19 protein-coding genes are annotated in these 18,421 nt (G+C 49.4%); 3 read left to right on the forward strand and 16 right to left on the reverse strand.

What is annotated here, in order from left to right:
- Window positions 1–219: 219 nt before the first annotated feature.
- The 3 genes from AC3WU2_RS26360 to AC3WU2_RS26370 all read right to left on the reverse strand — a co-directional run bounded on the left by AC3WU2_RS26360 (window position 220) and on the right by AC3WU2_RS26370 (window position 3,234).
- Window positions 220–1,224, reverse strand: coding sequence for an inorganic phosphate transporter (locus AC3WU2_RS26360; RefSeq protein WP_492457930.1), 1,005 nt, complete (start codon window positions 1,222–1,224; stop codon window positions 220–222).
- Between the two features lie 119 nt (window positions 1,225–1,343).
- A complete protein-coding gene (locus tag AC3WU2_RS26365) occupies window positions 1,344–1,955 on the reverse strand; it encodes a DUF47 domain-containing protein (RefSeq protein ID WP_379349042.1) in 612 nt (203 codons plus the stop codon).
- A gap of 211 nt (window positions 1,956–2,166) precedes the next feature.
- Window positions 2,167–3,234, reverse strand: coding sequence for a DUF3048 domain-containing protein (locus AC3WU2_RS26370; protein WP_492457931.1), 1,068 nt, complete (start codon window positions 3,232–3,234; stop codon window positions 2,167–2,169).
- Window positions 3,235–3,531: 297 nt separating this feature from the next.
- Between AC3WU2_RS26370 and AC3WU2_RS26375 the strand changes: the two genes are divergently transcribed.
- Both AC3WU2_RS26375 and AC3WU2_RS26380 read left to right on the forward strand, forming a co-directional pair.
- Window positions 3,532–4,035: a DoxX family membrane protein gene (locus AC3WU2_RS26375; RefSeq protein WP_492457932.1), complete on the forward strand. Its 504-nt coding sequence runs from the start codon at window positions 3,532–3,534 to the stop codon at window positions 4,033–4,035.
- Between the two features lie 155 nt (window positions 4,036–4,190).
- Entirely contained in the window at window positions 4,191–4,466 is a 276-nt protein-coding gene (locus AC3WU2_RS26380) for a DUF3784 domain-containing protein (protein ID WP_492457955.1), read from the forward strand.
- A 70-nt stretch (window positions 4,467–4,536) separates the two neighbouring features.
- Here the strand turns inward: AC3WU2_RS26380 and yxiS are convergent, their stop codons facing one another.
- Both yxiS and AC3WU2_RS26390 read right to left on the reverse strand, forming a co-directional pair.
- Complete coding sequence (gene yxiS / locus AC3WU2_RS26385) at window positions 4,537–4,839, reverse strand: protein YxiS (RefSeq protein ID WP_018758452.1); 303 nt, start codon at window positions 4,837–4,839, stop codon at window positions 4,537–4,539.
- Between the two features lie 96 nt (window positions 4,840–4,935).
- Complete coding sequence (locus tag AC3WU2_RS26390; protein ID WP_018758451.1) at window positions 4,936–5,772, reverse strand: alpha/beta hydrolase; 837 nt, start codon at window positions 5,770–5,772, stop codon at window positions 4,936–4,938.
- A gap of 239 nt (window positions 5,773–6,011) precedes the next feature.
- On the opposite strand from AC3WU2_RS26390, the gene AC3WU2_RS26395 reads away from it, so the two are divergent.
- Entirely contained in the window at window positions 6,012–6,686 is a 675-nt protein-coding gene (locus AC3WU2_RS26395; protein ID WP_492457933.1) for a phosphatase PAP2 family protein, read from the forward strand.
- 56 nt (window positions 6,687–6,742) lie between these two features.
- On the opposite strand, the gene AC3WU2_RS26400 is transcribed toward AC3WU2_RS26395, so the two are convergent.
- The 11 genes from AC3WU2_RS26400 to AC3WU2_RS26450 form a co-directional block, all read right to left on the reverse strand.
- Window positions 6,743–6,922 (reverse strand): hypothetical protein, encoded by a 180-nt coding sequence (locus AC3WU2_RS26400; RefSeq protein WP_492457934.1) that lies wholly within the window; start codon window positions 6,920–6,922, stop codon window positions 6,743–6,745.
- Between the two features lie 328 nt (window positions 6,923–7,250).
- The gene (gene purD / locus AC3WU2_RS26405) at window positions 7,251–8,516 is read right to left on the reverse strand and encodes a phosphoribosylamine--glycine ligase (RefSeq protein ID WP_492457935.1); all 1,266 of its coding nucleotides are present in this window, start codon (window positions 8,514–8,516) and stop codon (window positions 7,251–7,253) included.
- Between the two features lie 208 nt (window positions 8,517–8,724).
- Window positions 8,725–10,272 (reverse strand): bifunctional phosphoribosylaminoimidazolecarboxamide formyltransferase/IMP cyclohydrolase, encoded by a 1,548-nt coding sequence (gene purH, locus AC3WU2_RS26410; RefSeq protein ID WP_492457936.1) that lies wholly within the window; start codon window positions 10,270–10,272, stop codon window positions 8,725–8,727.
- 19 nt (window positions 10,273–10,291) lie between these two features.
- Entirely contained in the window at window positions 10,292–10,906 is a 615-nt protein-coding gene (gene purN, locus AC3WU2_RS26415) for a phosphoribosylglycinamide formyltransferase (protein WP_492457937.1), read from the reverse strand.
- Window positions 10,906–11,952 carry a phosphoribosylformylglycinamidine cyclo-ligase gene (gene purM / locus AC3WU2_RS26420; RefSeq protein WP_492457956.1) on the reverse strand — a complete coding sequence of 349 codons (1,047 nt, stop codon included), beginning with the start codon at window positions 11,950–11,952 and terminating at the stop codon, window positions 10,906–10,908. The genes purN and purM overlap by 1 nt, the downstream gene beginning before the upstream one ends.
- A 64-nt stretch (window positions 11,953–12,016) precedes the next feature.
- Entirely contained in the window at window positions 12,017–13,510 is a 1,494-nt protein-coding gene (gene purF, locus AC3WU2_RS26425; protein WP_492457938.1) for an amidophosphoribosyltransferase, read from the reverse strand.
- Window positions 13,495–15,738: a phosphoribosylformylglycinamidine synthase subunit PurL gene (purL, locus tag AC3WU2_RS26430; RefSeq protein ID WP_492457939.1), complete on the reverse strand. Its 2,244-nt coding sequence runs from the start codon at window positions 15,736–15,738 to the stop codon at window positions 13,495–13,497. The genes purF and purL overlap by 16 nt, the downstream gene beginning before the upstream one ends.
- Window positions 15,716–16,405, reverse strand: coding sequence for a phosphoribosylformylglycinamidine synthase subunit PurQ (purQ, locus tag AC3WU2_RS26435; RefSeq protein ID WP_379349016.1), 690 nt, complete (start codon window positions 16,403–16,405; stop codon window positions 15,716–15,718). The genes purL and purQ overlap by 23 nt, the downstream gene beginning before the upstream one ends.
- A gap of 4 nt (window positions 16,406–16,409) precedes the next feature.
- Window positions 16,410–16,655, reverse strand: a complete 246-nt coding sequence (gene purS / locus AC3WU2_RS26440; protein WP_314588382.1) for a phosphoribosylformylglycinamidine synthase subunit PurS — start codon at window positions 16,653–16,655, stop codon at window positions 16,410–16,412.
- Between the two features lie 477 nt (window positions 16,656–17,132).
- Window positions 17,133–17,264, reverse strand: a complete 132-nt coding sequence (locus AC3WU2_RS26445) for a hypothetical protein (RefSeq protein ID WP_492457940.1) — start codon at window positions 17,262–17,264, stop codon at window positions 17,133–17,135.
- A 266-nt stretch (window positions 17,265–17,530) separates the two neighbouring features.
- Window positions 17,531–18,412: a phosphoribosylaminoimidazolesuccinocarboxamide synthase gene (locus AC3WU2_RS26450; RefSeq protein WP_492457941.1), complete on the reverse strand. Its 882-nt coding sequence runs from the start codon at window positions 18,410–18,412 to the stop codon at window positions 17,531–17,533.
- Window positions 18,413–18,421 lie beyond the last annotated feature (9 nt).

Raw genomic sequence — 18,421 nt, forward strand, 5'->3', positions numbered from 1 at the left:
GCGTTGCAACTTGTAAAACCTTAAATTGGTTCTAAATGGAATCTGAAAATACTGGAAATCGTCATGAAAGCGTTATGAATGACACGAATCTCTCGAAACCTCCTATTTTCGCTCGTTAGATCACTTTCGCGCAAATTTCAGGATGAATGCACATGCATCGGAGCACCGCCATACAAAAAAAGCCAACCCTCTTCACCGAAGGTTAGCTTCTCTCCACATTTATCTATAAAATAATAGATCAATCACTTTGAACACGGCCATCGCAAGCACGAATGCAATCGGAATCGTCACGATCCAAGAGATGACAATACGACCTGCTAGGCCCCATTTTACCGCCGAAAAACGCTTCGCGGAACCTACACCGAGGATCGCTGAGGTAATCGCATGCGTTGTACTAACGGGCAAATGCGCTAGCGTTGCAGTCATAATAATAGCAGCTGACGATAAATCCGCTGCAAAACCGTTAATCGGTTCGATTTTGAAGATTTTCGTACCCATCGTTTTAATAATTTTCCACCCGCCGACAGATGTACCGAGTGCCATCGCTGTTGCCGCCGAAATTTTAACCCATAACGGAACATCCAAATTATCTTGTATTCCTGCTGAGACAAGAGCGAAGGTAATGATCCCCATCGCCTTTTGCGCATCATTCGTCCCGTGCGTATAAGACTGAAGCGCTGCCGTCATAATCTGCCCTGTGCGGAAGCCTTTATTGACCGAATGCGGACTCATTCGACCGAAAATAAACTTCAGGATCGTCATCACGATATAACCAAGAGCAAATGCAATAAGCGGTGAGAAGATAAGTCCTTCTACGATTTTCGTAAACCCGGCATAGTTCAAGCTGTCTGAACCCGCTCCTATAAAGACTGCACCCGCGAGTGCACCAATGAGTGCGTGGGATGAGGACGAAGGAATTCCGAACCACCAAGTCACAAGGTTCCAGATGATCGCGGCGATTAAGGTCGCTATTACAATCTCTACCCCATTATCCAGCTTGGAGGGGTCTGCGACGCTTCCCCCGATCGTCTTCGCAACCCCGGTAAAGGACAAGGCACCGATGAAATTCATCGTTGCTGCGAGCAGAATCGCATGCCGCGGCTTGAGTGCGCGCGTCGAGACAGATGTCGCGATGGCATTCGCCGTATCGTGAAATCCGTTAATAAAGTCAAATGCTAGAGCTAGTAAGATAACAATACCTAAAACGATCATTGTATGATCCATAGAAATGTATTGCACAGAACGACTAGAGGTTCTTCAAAAAGGTAACTTTTTGAAACACACTATTTAGGTGTTCCCGCGCAACTCTGTCCTCCTTTATTTCACCTATCGTTCACGCGACCTTAGGAGTTGCGCATAATAATGGTTTCAAGAATATTAGCAACGTCTTCGCAGTTATCCGTCGTTTGCTCCAGACGCTCGTAGATTTCTTTTTTCTTAATCAGCTCAATCGGATCTTTCACCGCAGCGAATAGATCTTTGATACTCTTACGCAGAATATCGTCTGCTTGGTTCTCAAGGTCATTAATAAGGATCGTATGTTCGCGAATCGCGAGCAATTTTTTCTGTGACAATAGTCGAATCGCTTTTTGGATTTCAAATGCGCTATCGAGCAGCACTTTACCAAATTGTTCGATCGAAGCATCGTATTCCTTCACATGGTACATATCAAAGCGCGATGCACAAGCTTCAAGCCCGTCTAACACATCGTCCAGCGAGGTAGCCAGCGACATAATATCTTCACGCTCAATCGGCGTAATGAACGTCTTATTCAACTCTTTAATAATCGTATGGGTGAATACGTCACATTTCGACTCCAGCTCTTTCATTTCTTTGGTGAAAGCTGTCGTATCTCCTGGCTTTGCTACATACTTCGCAAAAATATCCGCGCCTTGGACAATGGCATCGGCCATATTTTGCAGATTTTGAAAAAATACATCGTTCTTCTTAAACATACGCTGTCCCCTCTGCTTCAAATTGCTTAGATTACCTTAATAATGAGAATTATAACCTTTGTTATCTTATCACAAGTGACATAGTGCTTGTAAAGGAATTGTAAAACAAAATCGTGAATTTCTTTTAACAGTTTGTCGATATTCGCCTACAATTATCCAGTCCGCTCGACAAAATTAAATCCGACAAGGAATCCTTGCCGGATTTAACAAATTATCCCACTTGGGTATGACTCTCAAATGTTGGAGTGTTTGGAACGATGTTGAAAATTGTCTTCCCTGGGTAGAGTGGCAACTCTTGCCCATCCTTATACAATCGAATGACATCACTTGTCTTGCTGCGCGACCACGTGCAAGAGATGGCTTTGCCGCGTTGATAGAGTACGGCTTCTCCGCCCTTCATCAAATTCACATCCAAGCGTCCCACATCGTCTAGCGTACGATGATCTGCTCCCAGCACAACGACATTCGTCGCCGTAAGCGTCTCCTTCGTATTCAGATCGATATGCGGCTGTCCGTTGATCGAACGGCTGTAACGCTTGCTCGTCGCATCATAATCATAGGTCACTTTATAGTTCTTGAGCAGGAAGTTGATCGTAATTTTCGCCGCCTCTTCCCCCACAGGCATGTCCTCTTCTTTGGCGAAAGGATACGTCGTCACAGGCACATCTGCCTTATACTTCTTCTTCGCAGCGCCTTCACGCAGCTTCTCTAGCGTTGAGTACAGATTGTGCGGCGCTTTTCGCGATTTATCCCGGTAAAAGAACGGCCCGGCGTTCAAAATTTCATCCAAGTGTTCTTTGTGTTGACGTTGAAGGACCGCATACCCGTCGGTACTCGCCCCGGCATGCACCAAGACCCCTTGGTAGCTATCGCCAAGATCAATGAGATATGGGCGGATGCTGCGGATTGGACCAATGGGCTCCTGGAAATTCTCGCTCTGGAAAATGGCCACAATCCGCGTAATCCCGCCTTCTGCGAGCACTTCATACAACATATCCGCATGGGTGAGTCCAGACTGTGGTCTTGCCTTGGACATATTATTGATCATGACTGCGATTGGCCTCGCGGTTACTGGCTCTGTAGTGGGTAAGCCTGTTAATGGCGCAATATAAGCCTTGGTAGGATCTTGCCCCGATTCCTGTTCCGGTGCTGGCTGCTCCGTGGATTGCGGCTCAGGTGTGCTCTCAGCTTCAGGCGTTTTACTCGTGCAAGCACTGAGAAGCAGCGTCAGTAGAATACATAGTATGCCGAGTGTTCGATAGAATGATTTCGACTTCATGAAGACCCCTTTCAATTGACAAAATTTTGGATAAGCGATGTCCATGGTCTTTATTTAAGCATATATTGGAAGATTTGTCTGTTCTTTCGACGCTTGAGAGCTATGGAAAAATGTATTTGGAAAAGTGTGATATTTGCGCTTGTGAAAATGTGAACAAAGTATGTACTTCAAATTCATAAATTTCAAATTCAGGCTAATAATGTGATAAAAATCACATGTTGAGGAGAAGACTGAATGTATGATTAAGCCATAGAGAACAACAATAATAAATAACAAAACGGACTGGAGCTGGTATCAATGTTCACACATTGGTTAAGAAACAACATCGTCGCAGCTTGGCTGCTCACCATTATCCGCGTATATCTTGGTTATCAATGGATCACGGGCGGCTGGGGCAAAATCACAGGCGGAGGCTTTGATGCCGCAGGATTTATGCAAGGCGCAATCGCTAAAGCAGGAGGCGATCACCCTGCCGTACAACCTTGGTTCGCGAACTTCCTAGAGCACTTCGCACTGCCGAACGTCAAACTATTCAATGTCCTCGTCCCATGGGGAGAATTCTTAGTCGGCCTTGGACTCATCCTTGGTACATTTACAACATTCGCCGTCTTAATGGGTATGGTCATGAACTTCGCCTTCCTGATGGCAGGTACCGTGAGCACGAACGCACAAATGCTCATCCTTGAGATCTTCATCGTCGTCGCTGGCTTCAACGCAGGCCGCATCGGACTTGACTACTTCGTCATCCCTTACATCCGCCGCCTGTTCGGCCGTAAGGAACGAGCGAATAGCTATCAATAATGGCACATTGGAAATACACCCTCCGCTTCTCATGCGGGGGGCGTTTTTTGATATTACATCTGACCTCCCCTACACTCGACTTTCCCGGTCCCTCCCCTTATAATTAATAGATTCTATAGCACGAGGTGAGATCATTGAGTTCTTCGATTCTAGTCATGGGACTGCTCGGATTGTTGTTTATCGTCTTCGGCTATTTGATTGGCGTGAAGAAAATGCTCGTCCTCATCGCGGGATATCGCGAAGAGACGTTTACGGGGAATAAAGACAAACTTGCGAAGACCGTGGGTATCGCATATGTGACGATCGGAGTTCTTACCCTTTTGCTTCCCTTAGGACTCGAATATATCGGCTCGATGGCAGGCATCATCTACGCAGCGATCGTCGTCATTGGTGCGGCTAGCTTCATAGCGAAGATGAAACGACGCGATTAATACAAAAGAACCTTCGATCCCCCTCATTTTGGCAGGGAACCGAAGGTTCTTCTTTTTCCTAAATAACGTACTACTTCTTCAATCGTGCAATTTCCTCGGTCACAACTGCTGCGAGGTCATCATTGTTATAAGCTGCAAGCATGCCCAGCACGATGTGCTCACCGATTGGTCCCGCTTCTTCCTTCGTTACGGCAATCTTCAGCGCCTCGCGCAGCTCCACATTATCCGCTTGCTGCGGATAGGCCCGCGTATACAGTGCAACAGGATCCAAATCATTGTTGATGCACCACTGTACAAATACGAGAATCATCATACGCTCATCCCGTTCAAATTGCTGTGTCATCTGACGTTCTATTTCTTGTTTGCTATTCATCTGCCGACTCCTTCACGCAACATTTCCATGCCAACTAATCTCTATTGTACTAGGAATCCGCGATGAAATCAGCCCCTGCTTACACGCATTATGAACTTATATACTCCAGTGCTGCCAATCAGAATTACGTTCCTCCAGTGCACGCAGCCACATCTTCGTCTTGCCAATTACCTGTGTCTGATGTGTCCCTGTCGAATACGTATGGTCAGCTTGGAAAATAATTTCTTTATCGCACCGGCCATCACTCCGCAGCCAGAATGTTTTCTCATACAAGAAACTATAGTCTACAGGAATTACATCGTCACTTGTCCCGTGAATCAATAAGACATCTCCTGAGAACCTGTTCGTTTCTTGGAAAGGCTGATAGAGCCCGAGAGAATCGAAATATTTCGGTGTAAAGCTATATCCCGCGTAGTCCGTCTTCCCTTTGAGCTTCGATTCATCATACCCGTTCCGTCCAATAATTTTCACGATATCATTAAAAGGATAGCCTACGGCCGACCACATAACGAGTCTTTTCACACGGCGATCCTTCACCGCTGTTAGAAGCGCAACCGCTCCCCCCAGGCTATGACCGAGCAGCGTAACTCTCGACAAGTCCACATCACAGCAATCCAGCGCATAGTCTAATGCCGTACGCGTCTGGGCGATCATCGATTCGAGTCCAAGGTCTCCGTACTCACCCGAGCTCTCCCCGCATCCGCCATAATCGAATCGAAGCACTAGGTTGCCTGCAAGCGCCAGCTCGCGCGCCGTCTTCACGAACAATCGATCGACGCCGATCCGGTTGCCCACGAACCCGTGACAAATGACAACTAGCGGAACCCGAAAGCCTTCATGGCCTTGCTTCCCTGCAGAGCAGACACCCTCCGGATAATGAATCGTTCCTGCAAGCTGCAAATCCTCGTGTTTGATCGTAATATGACGTTCCATACGCTCATCTCCCTACTTCCATATCCTTTAACCTTTAATTCCGATAAACTTACTGTGAATTATTAAAATCATATTATCATGAACCTCCAAGCACTGTCAACGGGACAGATATAGAATGATTTTTGGCAGCGATCTATATCTTCAGACTTTCTTTAGTTATCTCTTTGCCGAATCTACAGATTCTCCCGTTACGATAAATTCATCAACGTGCTGCGGCACGCAAAAAAGGAGAATCTATCGTGAAACGAAACACTCGTCTGCAATCCCTGTTCCCGCTCCTCTGGTTGCTCGTCATTCCTGTGCTAAATATCTTCTACATGGTGCTGAACCACGGCGGAGAGCAAGTATACAATCTCATGACAGACCTCGACAATGCGATCCCGTTCCTCCCGGTCTTCATCATTCCCTATGTGCTCTGGTATCCCTTCCTGATTGGGGTCTTCGTCCTGTTATGCCTTAAAAATCGCTCTATCTATTACCAGACGCTGTTCGCTGTCATCCTAGGACTGATAGGAAGCTACCTCATTTATTATGTTTTTCAGACGACCGTACCAAGACCTGAGCTTCACGGCAGCGGTCTACTTATTCAAATGGTGAAAGGGATCTATACGCTGGATGGTCCGTACAACTGCTTCCCCAGCATTCATGTATTGACGAGCTATCTGCTCTGGATCGGAGCGCGAAAATGTCATGCCATCCCCTTCTCCGTCAAAATGATTATTGGTTCGATTTCATGGTCGATCATCATTTCAACCTTTTTCGTGAAGCAGCATGCCTTATTGGATGCGGTCGGTGCGATCATCCTCGCAGAAATCGTCTTTCGATTCGCCGCCCTGCTGCTCCGCCAGTTATTTGGCTATCGGCCTGCGGTTACTGTACGTCATGTCCAAGAACAACAAAAGCCAATGCCCTGACCCTTAGGAGTCAGATCCATTGGCTTTGTCCCAGGACATCGCGTAAGTCTACAAGCTTACTCGTACATCCCATAGAATTGCTTCAACAAGAAATTCGTATCGTTGTGATTGACTTCTACACCTGCTTGGTCCACTTCCGAGGTAACAGCATCCGTCGCATCCGCTGTACTCTGAACCTCTTGAGCAGCCGTTACCGACTCATCCTGCTCACCGTAGTTCACGTCATAACGCTCCATTCTCCATCACCCCACTTTAGCATGCTGTTCATTGCTTCTTCGCTAGTGTGGCAAAAGAGTCCCTCATTCTATGCATGGAGACAAGAAAAAAAAGCTTAAGCATCTGCTTAAGCTTCAACCGATCAACTAGGTGCTCTGGATAGTTATGCCCCGGATCGGTAACAATAGGGGCAATTCCCAGTTCACAGAGGAGCGTCCGTCGACTATGACTTTTCTAGACTTTCTACGTGCATATTGGCAGCCAATAGTACTGATTCTCATCGTTCTGTATGCTGCTATTTACGTGTATAAGAACCGTACTCAATTGTTCCGCAAAGAGTGATCTTGACTAGACGAGCGCTTTATTCGCAATATCCGAACGATTCTGCTTGCCTTCGAACTGAATCCGATCAGCATCGGCATATGCTTTGGCACGTGCTTCAGCAATCGTCGCTCCGAGGCCTACAACACCAAATACGCGGCCACCGTTCGTTACAAATTGCCCCTGTTCATTGGTTGCCGTCCCCGCATGGAACACGAGCGCTTCCTGCACTTCATCCAGCCCCTTCACTGGCAATCCTTTGGGATACGATGCTGGGTAGCCGCCCGAAGCCAAGATGACACATACCGCCGCTTCTTCGCTCCATTCGATCTCAAGCTCATGCAAGGTTCCGTTCACAGCGGCCAAGAAAATATCGACGAGATCCGTCTTCAGGCGCGGCAGCACCACTTGCGTCTCAGGATCGCCAAAACGTGCATTAAACTCAACCGTCTTCGGCTTACCATCCGGAGTAATCATTAGACCTGCGAACAAGACGCCGCGGAATGGACGACCTTCGGCGACCATGGCTTTGGCTGTCGGAATCACAATCGTCTCAATCGCCTCGTCAATGATGGACTGCGGAATATGCGGCAATGGTGAATACGTCCCCATTCCGCCTGTATTCGGCCCTTTATCTCCGTCATAAACTGGTTTATGGTCTTGTGCCGGACTCATCGGACGAACCGTCTCTCCATCGACGAAGGCGAGGATCGACATTTCTTGGCCTGCCATAAATTCTTCGATGACGACTTGGTTCCCGGCATTGCCGAACACTTTGCCGACCATCATCTCTTGCAGTGCCTGCTCCGCTTCTTCCATCGTCTGCGCGACGATCACGCCTTTACCCGCTGCTAATCCGTCCGCCTTGATGACAATCGGTGCGGACTGCTGACGCAAATAGGTAAGGGCATCCTCGTAATTATCGAACTTCTCATATGCGGCTGTCGGAATACTGTACTTGCGCAGCAGATCCTTCATGAACGTCTTGCTGCCTTCAATAATCGCTGCATTCTTGCGCGGCCCGAAGACCGGAATCTCCTTCGCTTCGAAGACATCGACAATTCCAGCTGCCAGCGGATCATCTGGTCCGACGACCACAAGGTCCATTGCATGATCGAGCGCATATTGCGCAAGCTCTTCGAACTGACTCTCTGCGATATCGACGCACTCAGCAAGCTGCGCAATTCCCGCATTACCCGGCGCACAGACGAGATGCTTCACTTTCTCGCTCTTCTTCAAGGCCCACACGATCGCGTGCTCACGCCCGCCGCGGCCAATAACCATAACACGCATCCTTGCACCCCCTAATATGATAAAACACTACTCTCGCAAGGCAACCGCTCCGGGTACGGATCGTCCTTCCAATCGCTGTTGTCCTCTGATTTCTTGATCTGATTACTGATTCGAATGGATGAAATCAGAGGACAAAGGCGAACGCTACGCTTTTCCAGCACGATTCCGTCCCCTACGCTGCACCCGCCATGTAGCAATATATAGATTATTAGTGCTTGAAATGACGCACACCCGTGCAGATCATCGCAATGCCGTGCTCATTCGCCACGCGAATGGATTCCTCGTCCTTGATCGATCCGCCTGGTTGGATGATCGCGGTTACGCCAGCTTTGACAGCCAACTCTACGGTATCACCCATTGGGAAGAATGCATCGGACGCCAGCACGGAGCCTTGCGCCTTCTCGCCCGCTTGCTCGATGGCAATACGAGCCGCGCCTACGCGGTTCATTTGGCCTGCGCCTACACCGATTGTCATGTCGTCTTTGGCAAGTACGATCGCGTTGGATTTTACATGCTTAACGACTTTCCAACCGAACAACAATTGCTTCAGCTCTTCAGCCGTCGGTTGACGGTCTGTTACAACCTTCAGATCGGATTCGTCCAATTGGCGAATATCCGTCTCTTGAACAAGCATTCCGCCATCGACCGATGTCACGGAGAATTCTGTCTTGCGATCCGTTGAAGCGGAGAACTCGCCCAACTTCAGCAGACGAATGTTTTTCTTTTTCGCTAGGATATCGAATGCTTCAGGTGTGAAGTCTGGTGCCATGACGATCTCGAGGAAAATCTCGCCGAGCAGCGTCGCTGTCTCTGCACCGATGACACGGTTCGCCACGACAATGCCACCGAAGATCGATGTTGGATCAGCCGCATATGCTTTCTGATACGCTTCATGGATCGTTGTACCAATCCCTACGCCGCAAGGATTCATATGTTTAACAGCAACAACCGTAGGCTCGTCAAATTCACGAACGATCGAGAGCGCTGCGTTTGCGTCGTTAATATTGTTGTAAGATAGCTCTTTGCCGTGAAGCTGTTCTGCCGTTGTAATGTTCCCGAGTCCAGCTAGTGGTTTGCGATAGAACGCTGCGCTCTGATGCGGGTTCTCCCCATAGCGAAGATCTTGAACTTTCTCATACGTCACGGTGTATGTCTCAGGCAATGGCTCGCCCACTTGCTTGGAGAGATAATCCGAAATGAGTGCATCGTACGAAGCCGTGTGACGGAATACTTTGGCCGCAAGACGTTTACGCGTTTCTAGGGTCGTATCGCCGCCAGCACGCACTTCCTCGATCACGCTCGCATAATCCGCTGCATCCACAACCACCGTCACGAACGCGTGGTTTTTCGCCGCGGAACGCAGCATCGTCGGTCCGCCGATATCGATATTCTCGATCGCATCCTCGTACGAGACGCCCGGTTTCGCAATTGTTTCTTTGAACGGATACAAGTTCACGACCACGATATCGATATAATCAAGCCCAAGCTCTTTCATTTGCGCCGTATGCTCTTCATTATCACGAACTGCGAGCAATCCGCTGTGAACCGCTGGATGCAATGTTTTGACACGGCCATCCATAATCTCAGGAAATCCTGTTACTTCGGAAATGCCGATGACTGGAACGTTCTCTTTCTCGAGCAAGCTCTTCGTGCCGCCCGTCGAAATAATCTCAACCCCTGCTGCTGCAAGCTCACGTGCAAAATCTACTATCCCCGTCTTATCCGATACGCTAATCAGCGCTCTACGAATAGCCACGTCTGATTCCTCCCTCATGCTATGAATAATTGATATGAACAATTCGATCTATTAGTTGAATGCGGCCTTCGCAGAACCACTGTACCACTTGCGGATACAGTTCACGTTCAATGCGTTGAACCGACTGTGTAACGTCTTCACTATGTGCTCCCTCTTCAATCGCGACAGCACGCTGGGCAATGATTGGACCTGTATCCATGCCGCCATCGACGAAATGAACCGTGACCCCCGTCACCTTCGTTCCGTAGTCTAGCGCTTGCTGGATGGCGTCCTTCCCTGGAAAGGCGGGAAGCAAGGACGGATGAATATTGATCAGTCGACCGTAGTAAGGCGTCACGAGCGTTTCTGTTATGATTCGCATATAACCCGCCAGCACAACCAAATCGATCTGTTTCTCCTCCAGTTGCTTCAAGATCTCCATTTCATACGCTTCGCGATTCGCATACTGCTTCGGATGGAACAGGAAGGTGTCAACACCGGCCTGCTCAGCGCGCTCAACGACTTTCGCAGTTGGTCTATCACAGACGAGCAGCTCCATCGTCGCATGGAGCTGTCCCTCTTGAATCGCATCGACCAGCGCTTGAAAATTACTCCCGTTCCCGGAAGCAAACACCGCCATGCGCAATCGTTCCATTACACATCCGCTCCTGTGAAGGTAACCACACGCTCTCCTTCAGTAACGGTGCCTAGACGATAGACTTGCTCACCTTGCGATGCCAGTGCAGCAACCGCTTGTTCTGCTTGATCCGCAGGCACCACAATCACCATGCCGATCCCCATGTTAAAGGTGGTGAACATATCCCGATTCGTGATCTCGCCCTTCGACTGCATGAGCTGGAAGATCGGCAGAATCGGCCATGTGCCGTATTCGATGTTCACATTCACGTTCGCCGGCAGCATACGCGGAATATTCTCAATAAATCCGCCACCTGTAATGTGAGCCATCCCTTTGACTTTCACGTCTTCAATCAATTTCAGAACCGGCTTCACATAAAGCTTCGTTGGTTCGAGCAAAGTTGCACCGAGTGTTGCGCCGCCAAGTTCAGGTAACGTATCTGTCAATTGATAGCCGTGTTTCTCGAGCAACAGCTTACGTACAAGCGAGAATCCGTTGCTGTGCACGCCGCTCGATGCAAGACCGAGCACAACATCGCCTGGAGCAATCGTAGAACCATCAATGATCTTCTTTTTATCGACAATGCCGACCGTAAAGCCTGCAATATCATATTCACCTTCGGCATACATGCCCGGCATCTCTGCCGTCTCGCCGCCAATTAGCGCACAACCCGACTCCGAACAGCCATCCGCAATCCCTTTGACAATCGCTTCGATCTTCTCCGGAACGACACGATCACAAGCTAAGTAATCAAGGAAGAACAACGGCTCTGCCCCTTGAACGATAATATCGTTGACGCACATCGCGACCGCATCCACACCGATCGTATCGTGCTTATCCATTGCGAATGCAATTTTGAGCTTCGTCCCTACACCATCGGTACCCGATACGAGAACAGGCTCTTCGTATTTGTCTTTGTTCAATCCGAACAAACCGCCGAATCCTCCGAGGTCTGTCATCACTTCAGGACGGAACGTTCTTTTGACATGCTTCTTCATACGCTCGACTGCTTCATTTCCTGCTGCGATATCGACGCCAGCTTCTTTGTAGGCTTCTGAGGACATCATGTACACTCCTTTTACAATCTGGTGGTCAATCTATCGTTCACAATTCGATCTATCTATTCAATTAGTCGCATCCGCAACCGAATTTCTCTGTCCCGTGAAACTCCACTTCTGTCGGGTAATCATTGTCAAAACAAGCCAGGCACAATCCGCCATTCATCTCATTCGTCGAGTAGCTATCAATCGCTTCGATCAATCCGTCTTTGGAGAGGAAAGCGAGCGAATCTGCATTAATCTCCTTACGAATTTCATCAATCGATTGATAGGAAGCGATCAATTCCTTGCGGCTTGGGGTATCAATTCCATAGAAACATGGGTTCTTAAAAGGTGGCGATGTAATCCGCACATGGACCTCTGTCGCACCCGCTTCCCGCAGCAAGTTGACGATGCGACGAGACGTTGTCCCGCGCACGATCGAATCATCGATCATAACGACGCGCTTGCCTTCCACGACTTTACGTACGGCGCTAAGCTTCATTTTCACGCCTTGCTCCCGCAGTTCTTGACTCGGTTGAATGAAGGTCCGGCCTGTATATTTGTTCTTAATTAATCCTAATTCGTAAGGAATTCCTGTCTCCTCGGCATAACCGATCGCGGCCGAGATACTGGAATCCGGTACGCCTGTGACGATATCCGCATCCACGAAGGATTCCTGTGCCATCTTCTTGCCCATCCGCTTGCGAGCGGCGTGAAGATTGGAACCGTTCAAATCCGTATCCGGACGGGAGAAATAGATGTATTCCATCGCGCATAACGAACGACGCTGCATCTCGGTATAACGATCTTCCTTCATGCCTGTGCTATCCAGAATAAGCATTTCTCCGGGTTGAATATCGCGAACCAACTCTGCGCCAACGACTTCGAACGCACATGTCTCCGAAGCGAACAAATACGCATCGCCGAGACGACCCATCGTAACCGGACGAAGCCCGTTCGGGTCAGAAGCAACGATCAACTTGTCGTTCGTCATGATGAGGAACGCAAAACCGCCAACCAGCTTCTGAAGCGCTTCTTTCGTCGCCGTGACGAAATCTTTGGATGACCGCGCAATGAGATGCGCGAGCACCTCGGTATCACTCGATGTCTGAAAAATCGAACCCGAGGACTCGAGTTCACGACGAATTTGATTCGCATTCACGATATTTCCGTTCGTCGCAATCGCAAGATCTCCGTCACGGTACTTAAACACAAGCGGCTGCGCGTTGGCGAGCTTACTCTCGCCTGATGTCGAGTAACGCACATGACCGATAGAACGGGAGCCGATCAAGGACGCTAAAAGGTCTTTATCGAACACCTCTTTTACAAGTCCCATCCCGCGGTGATAGTTAAAGTCTCCGCCATCTGTGACACAGATCCCCGCACTCTCTTCACCACGATGCTGAAGAGCGTGCAAGCCATAATACGACAAGGAAGCTGCGTCGGGGTGACCGAACACCCCGAACACGCCGCATTCCTCTTTTAACTTGTCAAAAATATCGTCTCGACCCATACCCTCATTGTAGTACTCGCCTACCCACAACTTCGGAGTGGTCTCAGATGCATTTATTTCATGAGACATGGAATCGCATCCTTCCAAACCTTCGCAAATTGAGATACAGGAGCTGCGATTGCAGGTTTGCCGTTCACCGTGATGGTTAGATCGCTGCCTTGCACAGTTCCGATTTGCTGAACAGGTACCCCTTGCTCACGCACATAAGTCGCCAATGCTTCGGCTTGTGATGCAGATGCTGTTAATAGAATACGGGATTGGCTCTCACTGAATAATGCGAAATCCGGGCGTAATTCTGTTGCGAAATTTACCGCAGCGCCGATGTTGCCGCTAATGCAGCTCTCTGTTACGGCTGCAGCTAGACCGCCTTCGGACAAATCATGCGCCGATGCCACATGACCTTGCTGGATTGCACCAAGCACCGTGTTCAATAATGTGCGTTCTGTCGCCAGATTGAGCTGCGGCGGTCTGCCCTCGGTTACGCCATGAACGACATATTGGAACTCACTACCGCCAAGCTCTGCTTGCGTATCTCCAAGTAGGAAGATCACGTCGCCTTCGTTCTTGAACGCTTGCGTTGTAATATGATCTGTATCGTGTACAAGCCCTACCATCCCGACGACTGGTGTCGGGTAGATCGCGCCGTTCTTGTTCTCGTTATACAAGCTGACATTTCCGCCGATAACCGGTGTATTGAGCTCACGGCAAGCTTCAGCCATGCCATCTACAGAACGTTCCATTTGCCAGAAAATATCCGGTTTCTCCGGGCTGCCGAAGTTGAGGTTATCCGTAATTGCTAGTGGTTCAGCACCGGAACAAACGATGTTACGAGCCGCTTCACTAACCGCGATGCGTCCGCCTACTTCAGGATCAAGATAGACGTAACGACCGTTACAGTCCGTTGTCATTGCAAGCCCTTTGCGCGTGCCGTCTACAAGAACAACTGCTGCGTCCGAACCCGGGCGAACCGCTGTGCTCGTACGAACCATGTGGTCATATTGGTTGTAGACCCACTCTTTACTTGCTACCGTTGGGGAAGCAAGAACTTGCTCTAATGCACGGTTCAAGTCCGTCACTTCTGCATAACGCGTCGTATCAACGTTCTCGTTCGCTGTGTAATAAGCAGGAACGGCCGATGGTTTGTTGTATACCGGACACTCGTCAACAAGTGCTTGAACTGGCATATCGCCGACCACTTCGCCATTATGGATCAGACGCAGACGACCATCATCGGTTACCTTTCCGACTTTGGCACAAATAACGCCCCAACGTTCGAAGATTTCCATCGCTTGCGCTTCGTCCTTCGGTTCAACGACGAACAACATCCGCTCTTGCGATTCGGAGAGCATCATTTCATAGGCCGACATGTTCGGCTCGCGCTGCGGCACTTCATCCAGATATAGCTCAAGGCCATTCCCTGCTTTACTCGCCATCTCTGCGCTAGAGCAAGTTAAGCCTGCTGCACCCATATCTTGAATACCGACAACGATACCGGCATTAATTAATTCCAATGTTGATTCCATAACCAGCTTCTCCATGAATGGATCGCCGACTTGTACCGCCGAACGTTTGGCTTCCGTCTCAGCTGTCAATTCCTCGGATGCGAATGTCGCGCCATGAATCCCGTCACGTCCTGTTGGAGGCCCAACGTAGAACACTGGATTTCCAATTCCTTTGGCAACGCCGCGTTGAATTTTATCATGATCGATGAGGCCCACACACATAGCATTGACGAGCGGGTTGCCTTCATAGCTCTCATCGAACATGACTTCCCCTGCAACGGTAGGAATCCCGATACAGTTCCCGTATCCCGCAATCCCGGACACGACATGCTCGAACAAATATTTCGCACGCTCAGATTCTAGTTTCCCGAAACGTAGAGAATTCAATAGAGCAACAGGTCTTGCCCCCATCGAGAAAATATCGCGGATAATCCCGCCCACCCCTGTCGCTGCACCTTGGTACGGCTCAACCGCGGAAGGGTGATTGTGACTTTCGATTTTGAATACAACCGCTTGATTGTCGCCAATGTCGACGATCCCTGCGCCTTCGCCCGGTCCCATCAGGACACGTTCTCCGGTTACCGGAAAGCGGCGAAGCAGCGGTTTCGAGTTCTTGTATGCGCAGTGCTCTGACCACATGACACTGAATACACCAATCTCGGTATAGTTCGGCTGACGGCCTAGAAATCCACAGATTAATGCGTACTCGGATTCGGATACGCCAAATTGCTTATAAATTTGCTGATCAGCGATTTGCTGTGCTGTTGGCTCCTTAGCCGATACTTGCTGCGTCATGTTGTTCCCTCCATGCATTCAAAATCGATGTAAACATTTTCTTACCGTCTTCCGAGCCTAACAGCTGATTCACTGCGCGCTCTGGATGCGGCATAAGACCCAGGACATTACCCTGTTCGTTACAAATCCCTGCGATATCTTCCATGGAGCCGTTCGGGTTATCCGAATAGCGGAAAATAATCTGGTCGTTCTTCTTCAATTGTTCAAGCGTTGCTTCGTCACAATAGTAGTTGCCTTCACCATGCGCGATCGGAATATCGATCATTTCGCCAACTTCATACTGGTTCGTGAAAGCTGTCTTATTGTTCTCTACACGTAGAATTGTCGAGTGGCAGCGGAATTTCAAAGACATGTTCCGACGAAGTGCACCCGGCAGCAATCCCGCTTCCGTCAATACTTGGAACCCATTGCAGATCCCCATCACATATTTGCCTGCTGCTGCAGCCTTCGCTACTTCAGCCATAACCGGTGCGAAGCGTGCAATCGCGCCGCTGCGTAGGTAGTCACCGTAGGAGAATCCACCAGGAATCAATATGCAATCATACTTGGATAAGTCCGTCGCTGTATGCCATACGTAATCAACCGGCTGCCCAACTGTCTGTTCCACTGCTTTATAGCAATCGATATCGCAGTTGGAACCTGGAAATACGAGAACTGCAAAATTCATTCCCTTAACCCTCCAATTCAAAGCGATAGTCTTCCACTACCGTATTCGCCAACAGTTTTTCGCACATTTGACGCACGCGTTCTTCCGCTTCCGCGCGATCTGTCGTATCGATTTCGAACGCCATATACTTTCCGATTCGAACCTTGCTTACTTCACTAAATCCCATGGAATGAAGTGCGCCTTGAACGGCAACGCCTTGCGGATCCAATACGTTTTCCTTCACAGTGACATACACGGTTGCTTTGAACATCGATTATTTCCTCCTAGAGTGAAAAATTATTGATAAAAATGGAGATTGTTTATTCCCTTGGGCAGGGGGCCTTATTTTAAAACCTTTTTGCCATCCCCCTAAATCCCCCTTCCATCTGGAAAGGGGACCCCAGAGGCTACGCCCCTGGACCCCGAAATCGGTCGAATGACTGACTGTGGCGGAATCTATCTAACTTGTGTGCAATGATCGCTCTTATGTGGAACGATGTTTCGATATTGCCTCTAGCACTATCGAAACATCGTTCCACATACGCTTGCCATACGTGCGGATCTAGTAACTTCAAATCTATCGGTGGAGATGCAAAAGGGCGTGCCTCGGCCGATACCATGTGCTAGGAGCGCTACTGTGCTTGGGGCTGCCTATCCGACAACCCCGGCGCACACGCTCTACTATTCCGAAATCATTGCCTGCTTCTCGCAGATCAGCAGGTCATATAACTGCTATTCGCTTGCAGCTTCATCGTGCGGCCGATGCTCGGCGCCCTTGCTGCTTGCGATTTCCGCTAGACGCAGAAGCCGTTCTCGGCTTCGCCTGAACGGCAACTGCCATACGCTTATCGCTTTGCCGTGCGACCGATTCTCGGCGCACTCGCTCGCGCGCACCGCCGCGACACCGTTAACGCCTCCGGCTAAACGGTGCCCCCCTTGCCCCTCCCCCTCGTGAGGGGGACGGTGTAGGCTGGGATGAAGATGGGATGAAACAGGAGGAGGGGTGTCTCACGGAAGAGTCTACGTCCGCTCTTTGGGAGCCCTTTGCCACCACCTATCTAATCAAAGCAAAGGGCGGACAAGAAGCGGCTGGAGTGAGATACCCCTCCCCGACTTACTCATTCCAAATTCATCCCCTCATCATTCCTACTCCGTCAATCGACGATAAATATCCTGATATCGACGTGTCGTCTCCGCCACCACTTCAGCCGGCAACGGATCCGGCACGCTATTCTTATCCCAGTCGCTGTTCGCCAGATACGTGCGCACAGGCTCTTTATCCATACTGTCAATCTCGATGTTCAATGCATAATTCTCTTTCGCCCAGAACCGTGCGGAATCCGGGGTAAACAACTCATCAATCAGAATCACCTTGCCGTCGATCAAGCCGAACTCGAACTTGCAATCCGCGAGGATAATGCCGCGCTGCTCGCAATATGCATGTGCGAAGGTGTAGAGCTGGAGGCTCTTCACTTGCAGCTCATGGGCTAACTCTTCGCCGACTAGCTCCTTCATACGATCGAAGGAGATGTCTTCATCATGACCTACATCATTTTTCGCTGCCGGCGTGAAGATGGGCGCTGCGAAGCGCTCGTTCTTCTTCATCCCTTGCGGTAACTTAATCCCGTTAATCGATTCCGATTGCTGATACTGCCGCCATCCGCCGCCTGTAATGTAGCCGCGCACAACGCATTCGATATCGATACGTTCTGCTTTTTTGGTAACCATGATGCGATCTTTCAGTAAGGACGGGTCTGTGACTAGATCCCCTAGTTTCTCGACATCCGTATGAACGACATGATTCGGCTCAATTGCCGCCGTCTGTTCGAACCAGAATGCCGCCAGACGATTGAGTACATTTCCCTTCTCAGGAACCGCTGGCTCCAGCACATAGTCAAAAGCGGAAATGCGGTCGGTCACGACGATTAAATAATGTTCCCCAAGATCGTACAACTCGCGCACTTTCCCTTTATAGAGCAGCGGCGCTTTAACTAGATCAACAGCAGTCGAAATCGCTCTGACAGACACGTTGTTCCT

The organism is Paenibacillus sp. EB106-05-06-XG162, from assembly GCF_058791655.1.

Bases quoted from the DNA above. Each gene is read 5' to 3' on its own strand.
- AC3WU2_RS26360 (WP_492457930.1), bottom strand. From the start codon at position 1,224: ATGGATCATACAATGATCGTTTTAGGTATTGTTATCTTACTAGCTCTA.
- AC3WU2_RS26365 (WP_379349042.1), bottom strand. From the start codon at position 1,955: ATGTTTAAGAAGAACGATGTATTTTTTCAAAATCTGCAAAATATGGCC.
- AC3WU2_RS26370 (WP_492457931.1), bottom strand. From the start codon at position 3,234: ATGAAGTCGAAATCATTCTATCGAACACTCGGCATACTATGTATTCTA.
- AC3WU2_RS26375 (WP_492457932.1), top strand. From the start codon at position 3,532: ATGTTCACACATTGGTTAAGAAACAACATCGTCGCAGCTTGGCTGCTC.
- AC3WU2_RS26380 (WP_492457955.1), top strand. From the start codon at position 4,191: ATGGGACTGCTCGGATTGTTGTTTATCGTCTTCGGCTATTTGATTGGC.
- yxiS (WP_018758452.1), bottom strand. From the start codon at position 4,839: ATGAATAGCAAACAAGAAATAGAACGTCAGATGACACAGCAATTTGAA.
- AC3WU2_RS26390 (WP_018758451.1), bottom strand. From the start codon at position 5,772: ATGGAACGTCATATTACGATCAAACACGAGGATTTGCAGCTTGCAGGA.
- AC3WU2_RS26400 (WP_492457934.1), bottom strand. From the start codon at position 6,922: ATGGAGCGTTATGACGTGAACTACGGTGAGCAGGATGAGTCGGTAACG.
- purD (WP_492457935.1), bottom strand. From the start codon at position 8,516: ATGCGTGTTATGGTTATTGGCCGCGGCGGGCGTGAGCACGCGATCGTG.
- purN (WP_492457937.1), bottom strand. From the start codon at position 10,906: ATGGAACGATTGCGCATGGCGGTGTTTGCTTCCGGGAACGGGAGTAAT.
- purM (WP_492457956.1), bottom strand. From the start codon at position 11,952: ATGTCCTCAGAAGCCTACAAAGAAGCTGGCGTCGATATCGCAGCAGGA.
- purF (WP_492457938.1), bottom strand. From the start codon at position 13,510: ATGTCTCATGAAATAAATGCATCTGAGACCACTCCGAAGTTGTGGGTA.
- purL (WP_492457939.1), bottom strand. From the start codon at position 15,738: ATGACGCAGCAAGTATCGGCTAAGGAGCCAACAGCACAGCAAATCGCT.
- purQ (WP_379349016.1), bottom strand. From the start codon at position 16,405: ATGAATTTTGCAGTTCTCGTATTTCCAGGTTCCAACTGCGATATCGAT.
- purS (WP_314588382.1), bottom strand. From the start codon at position 16,655: ATGTTCAAAGCAACCGTGTATGTCACTGTGAAGGAAAACGTATTGGAT.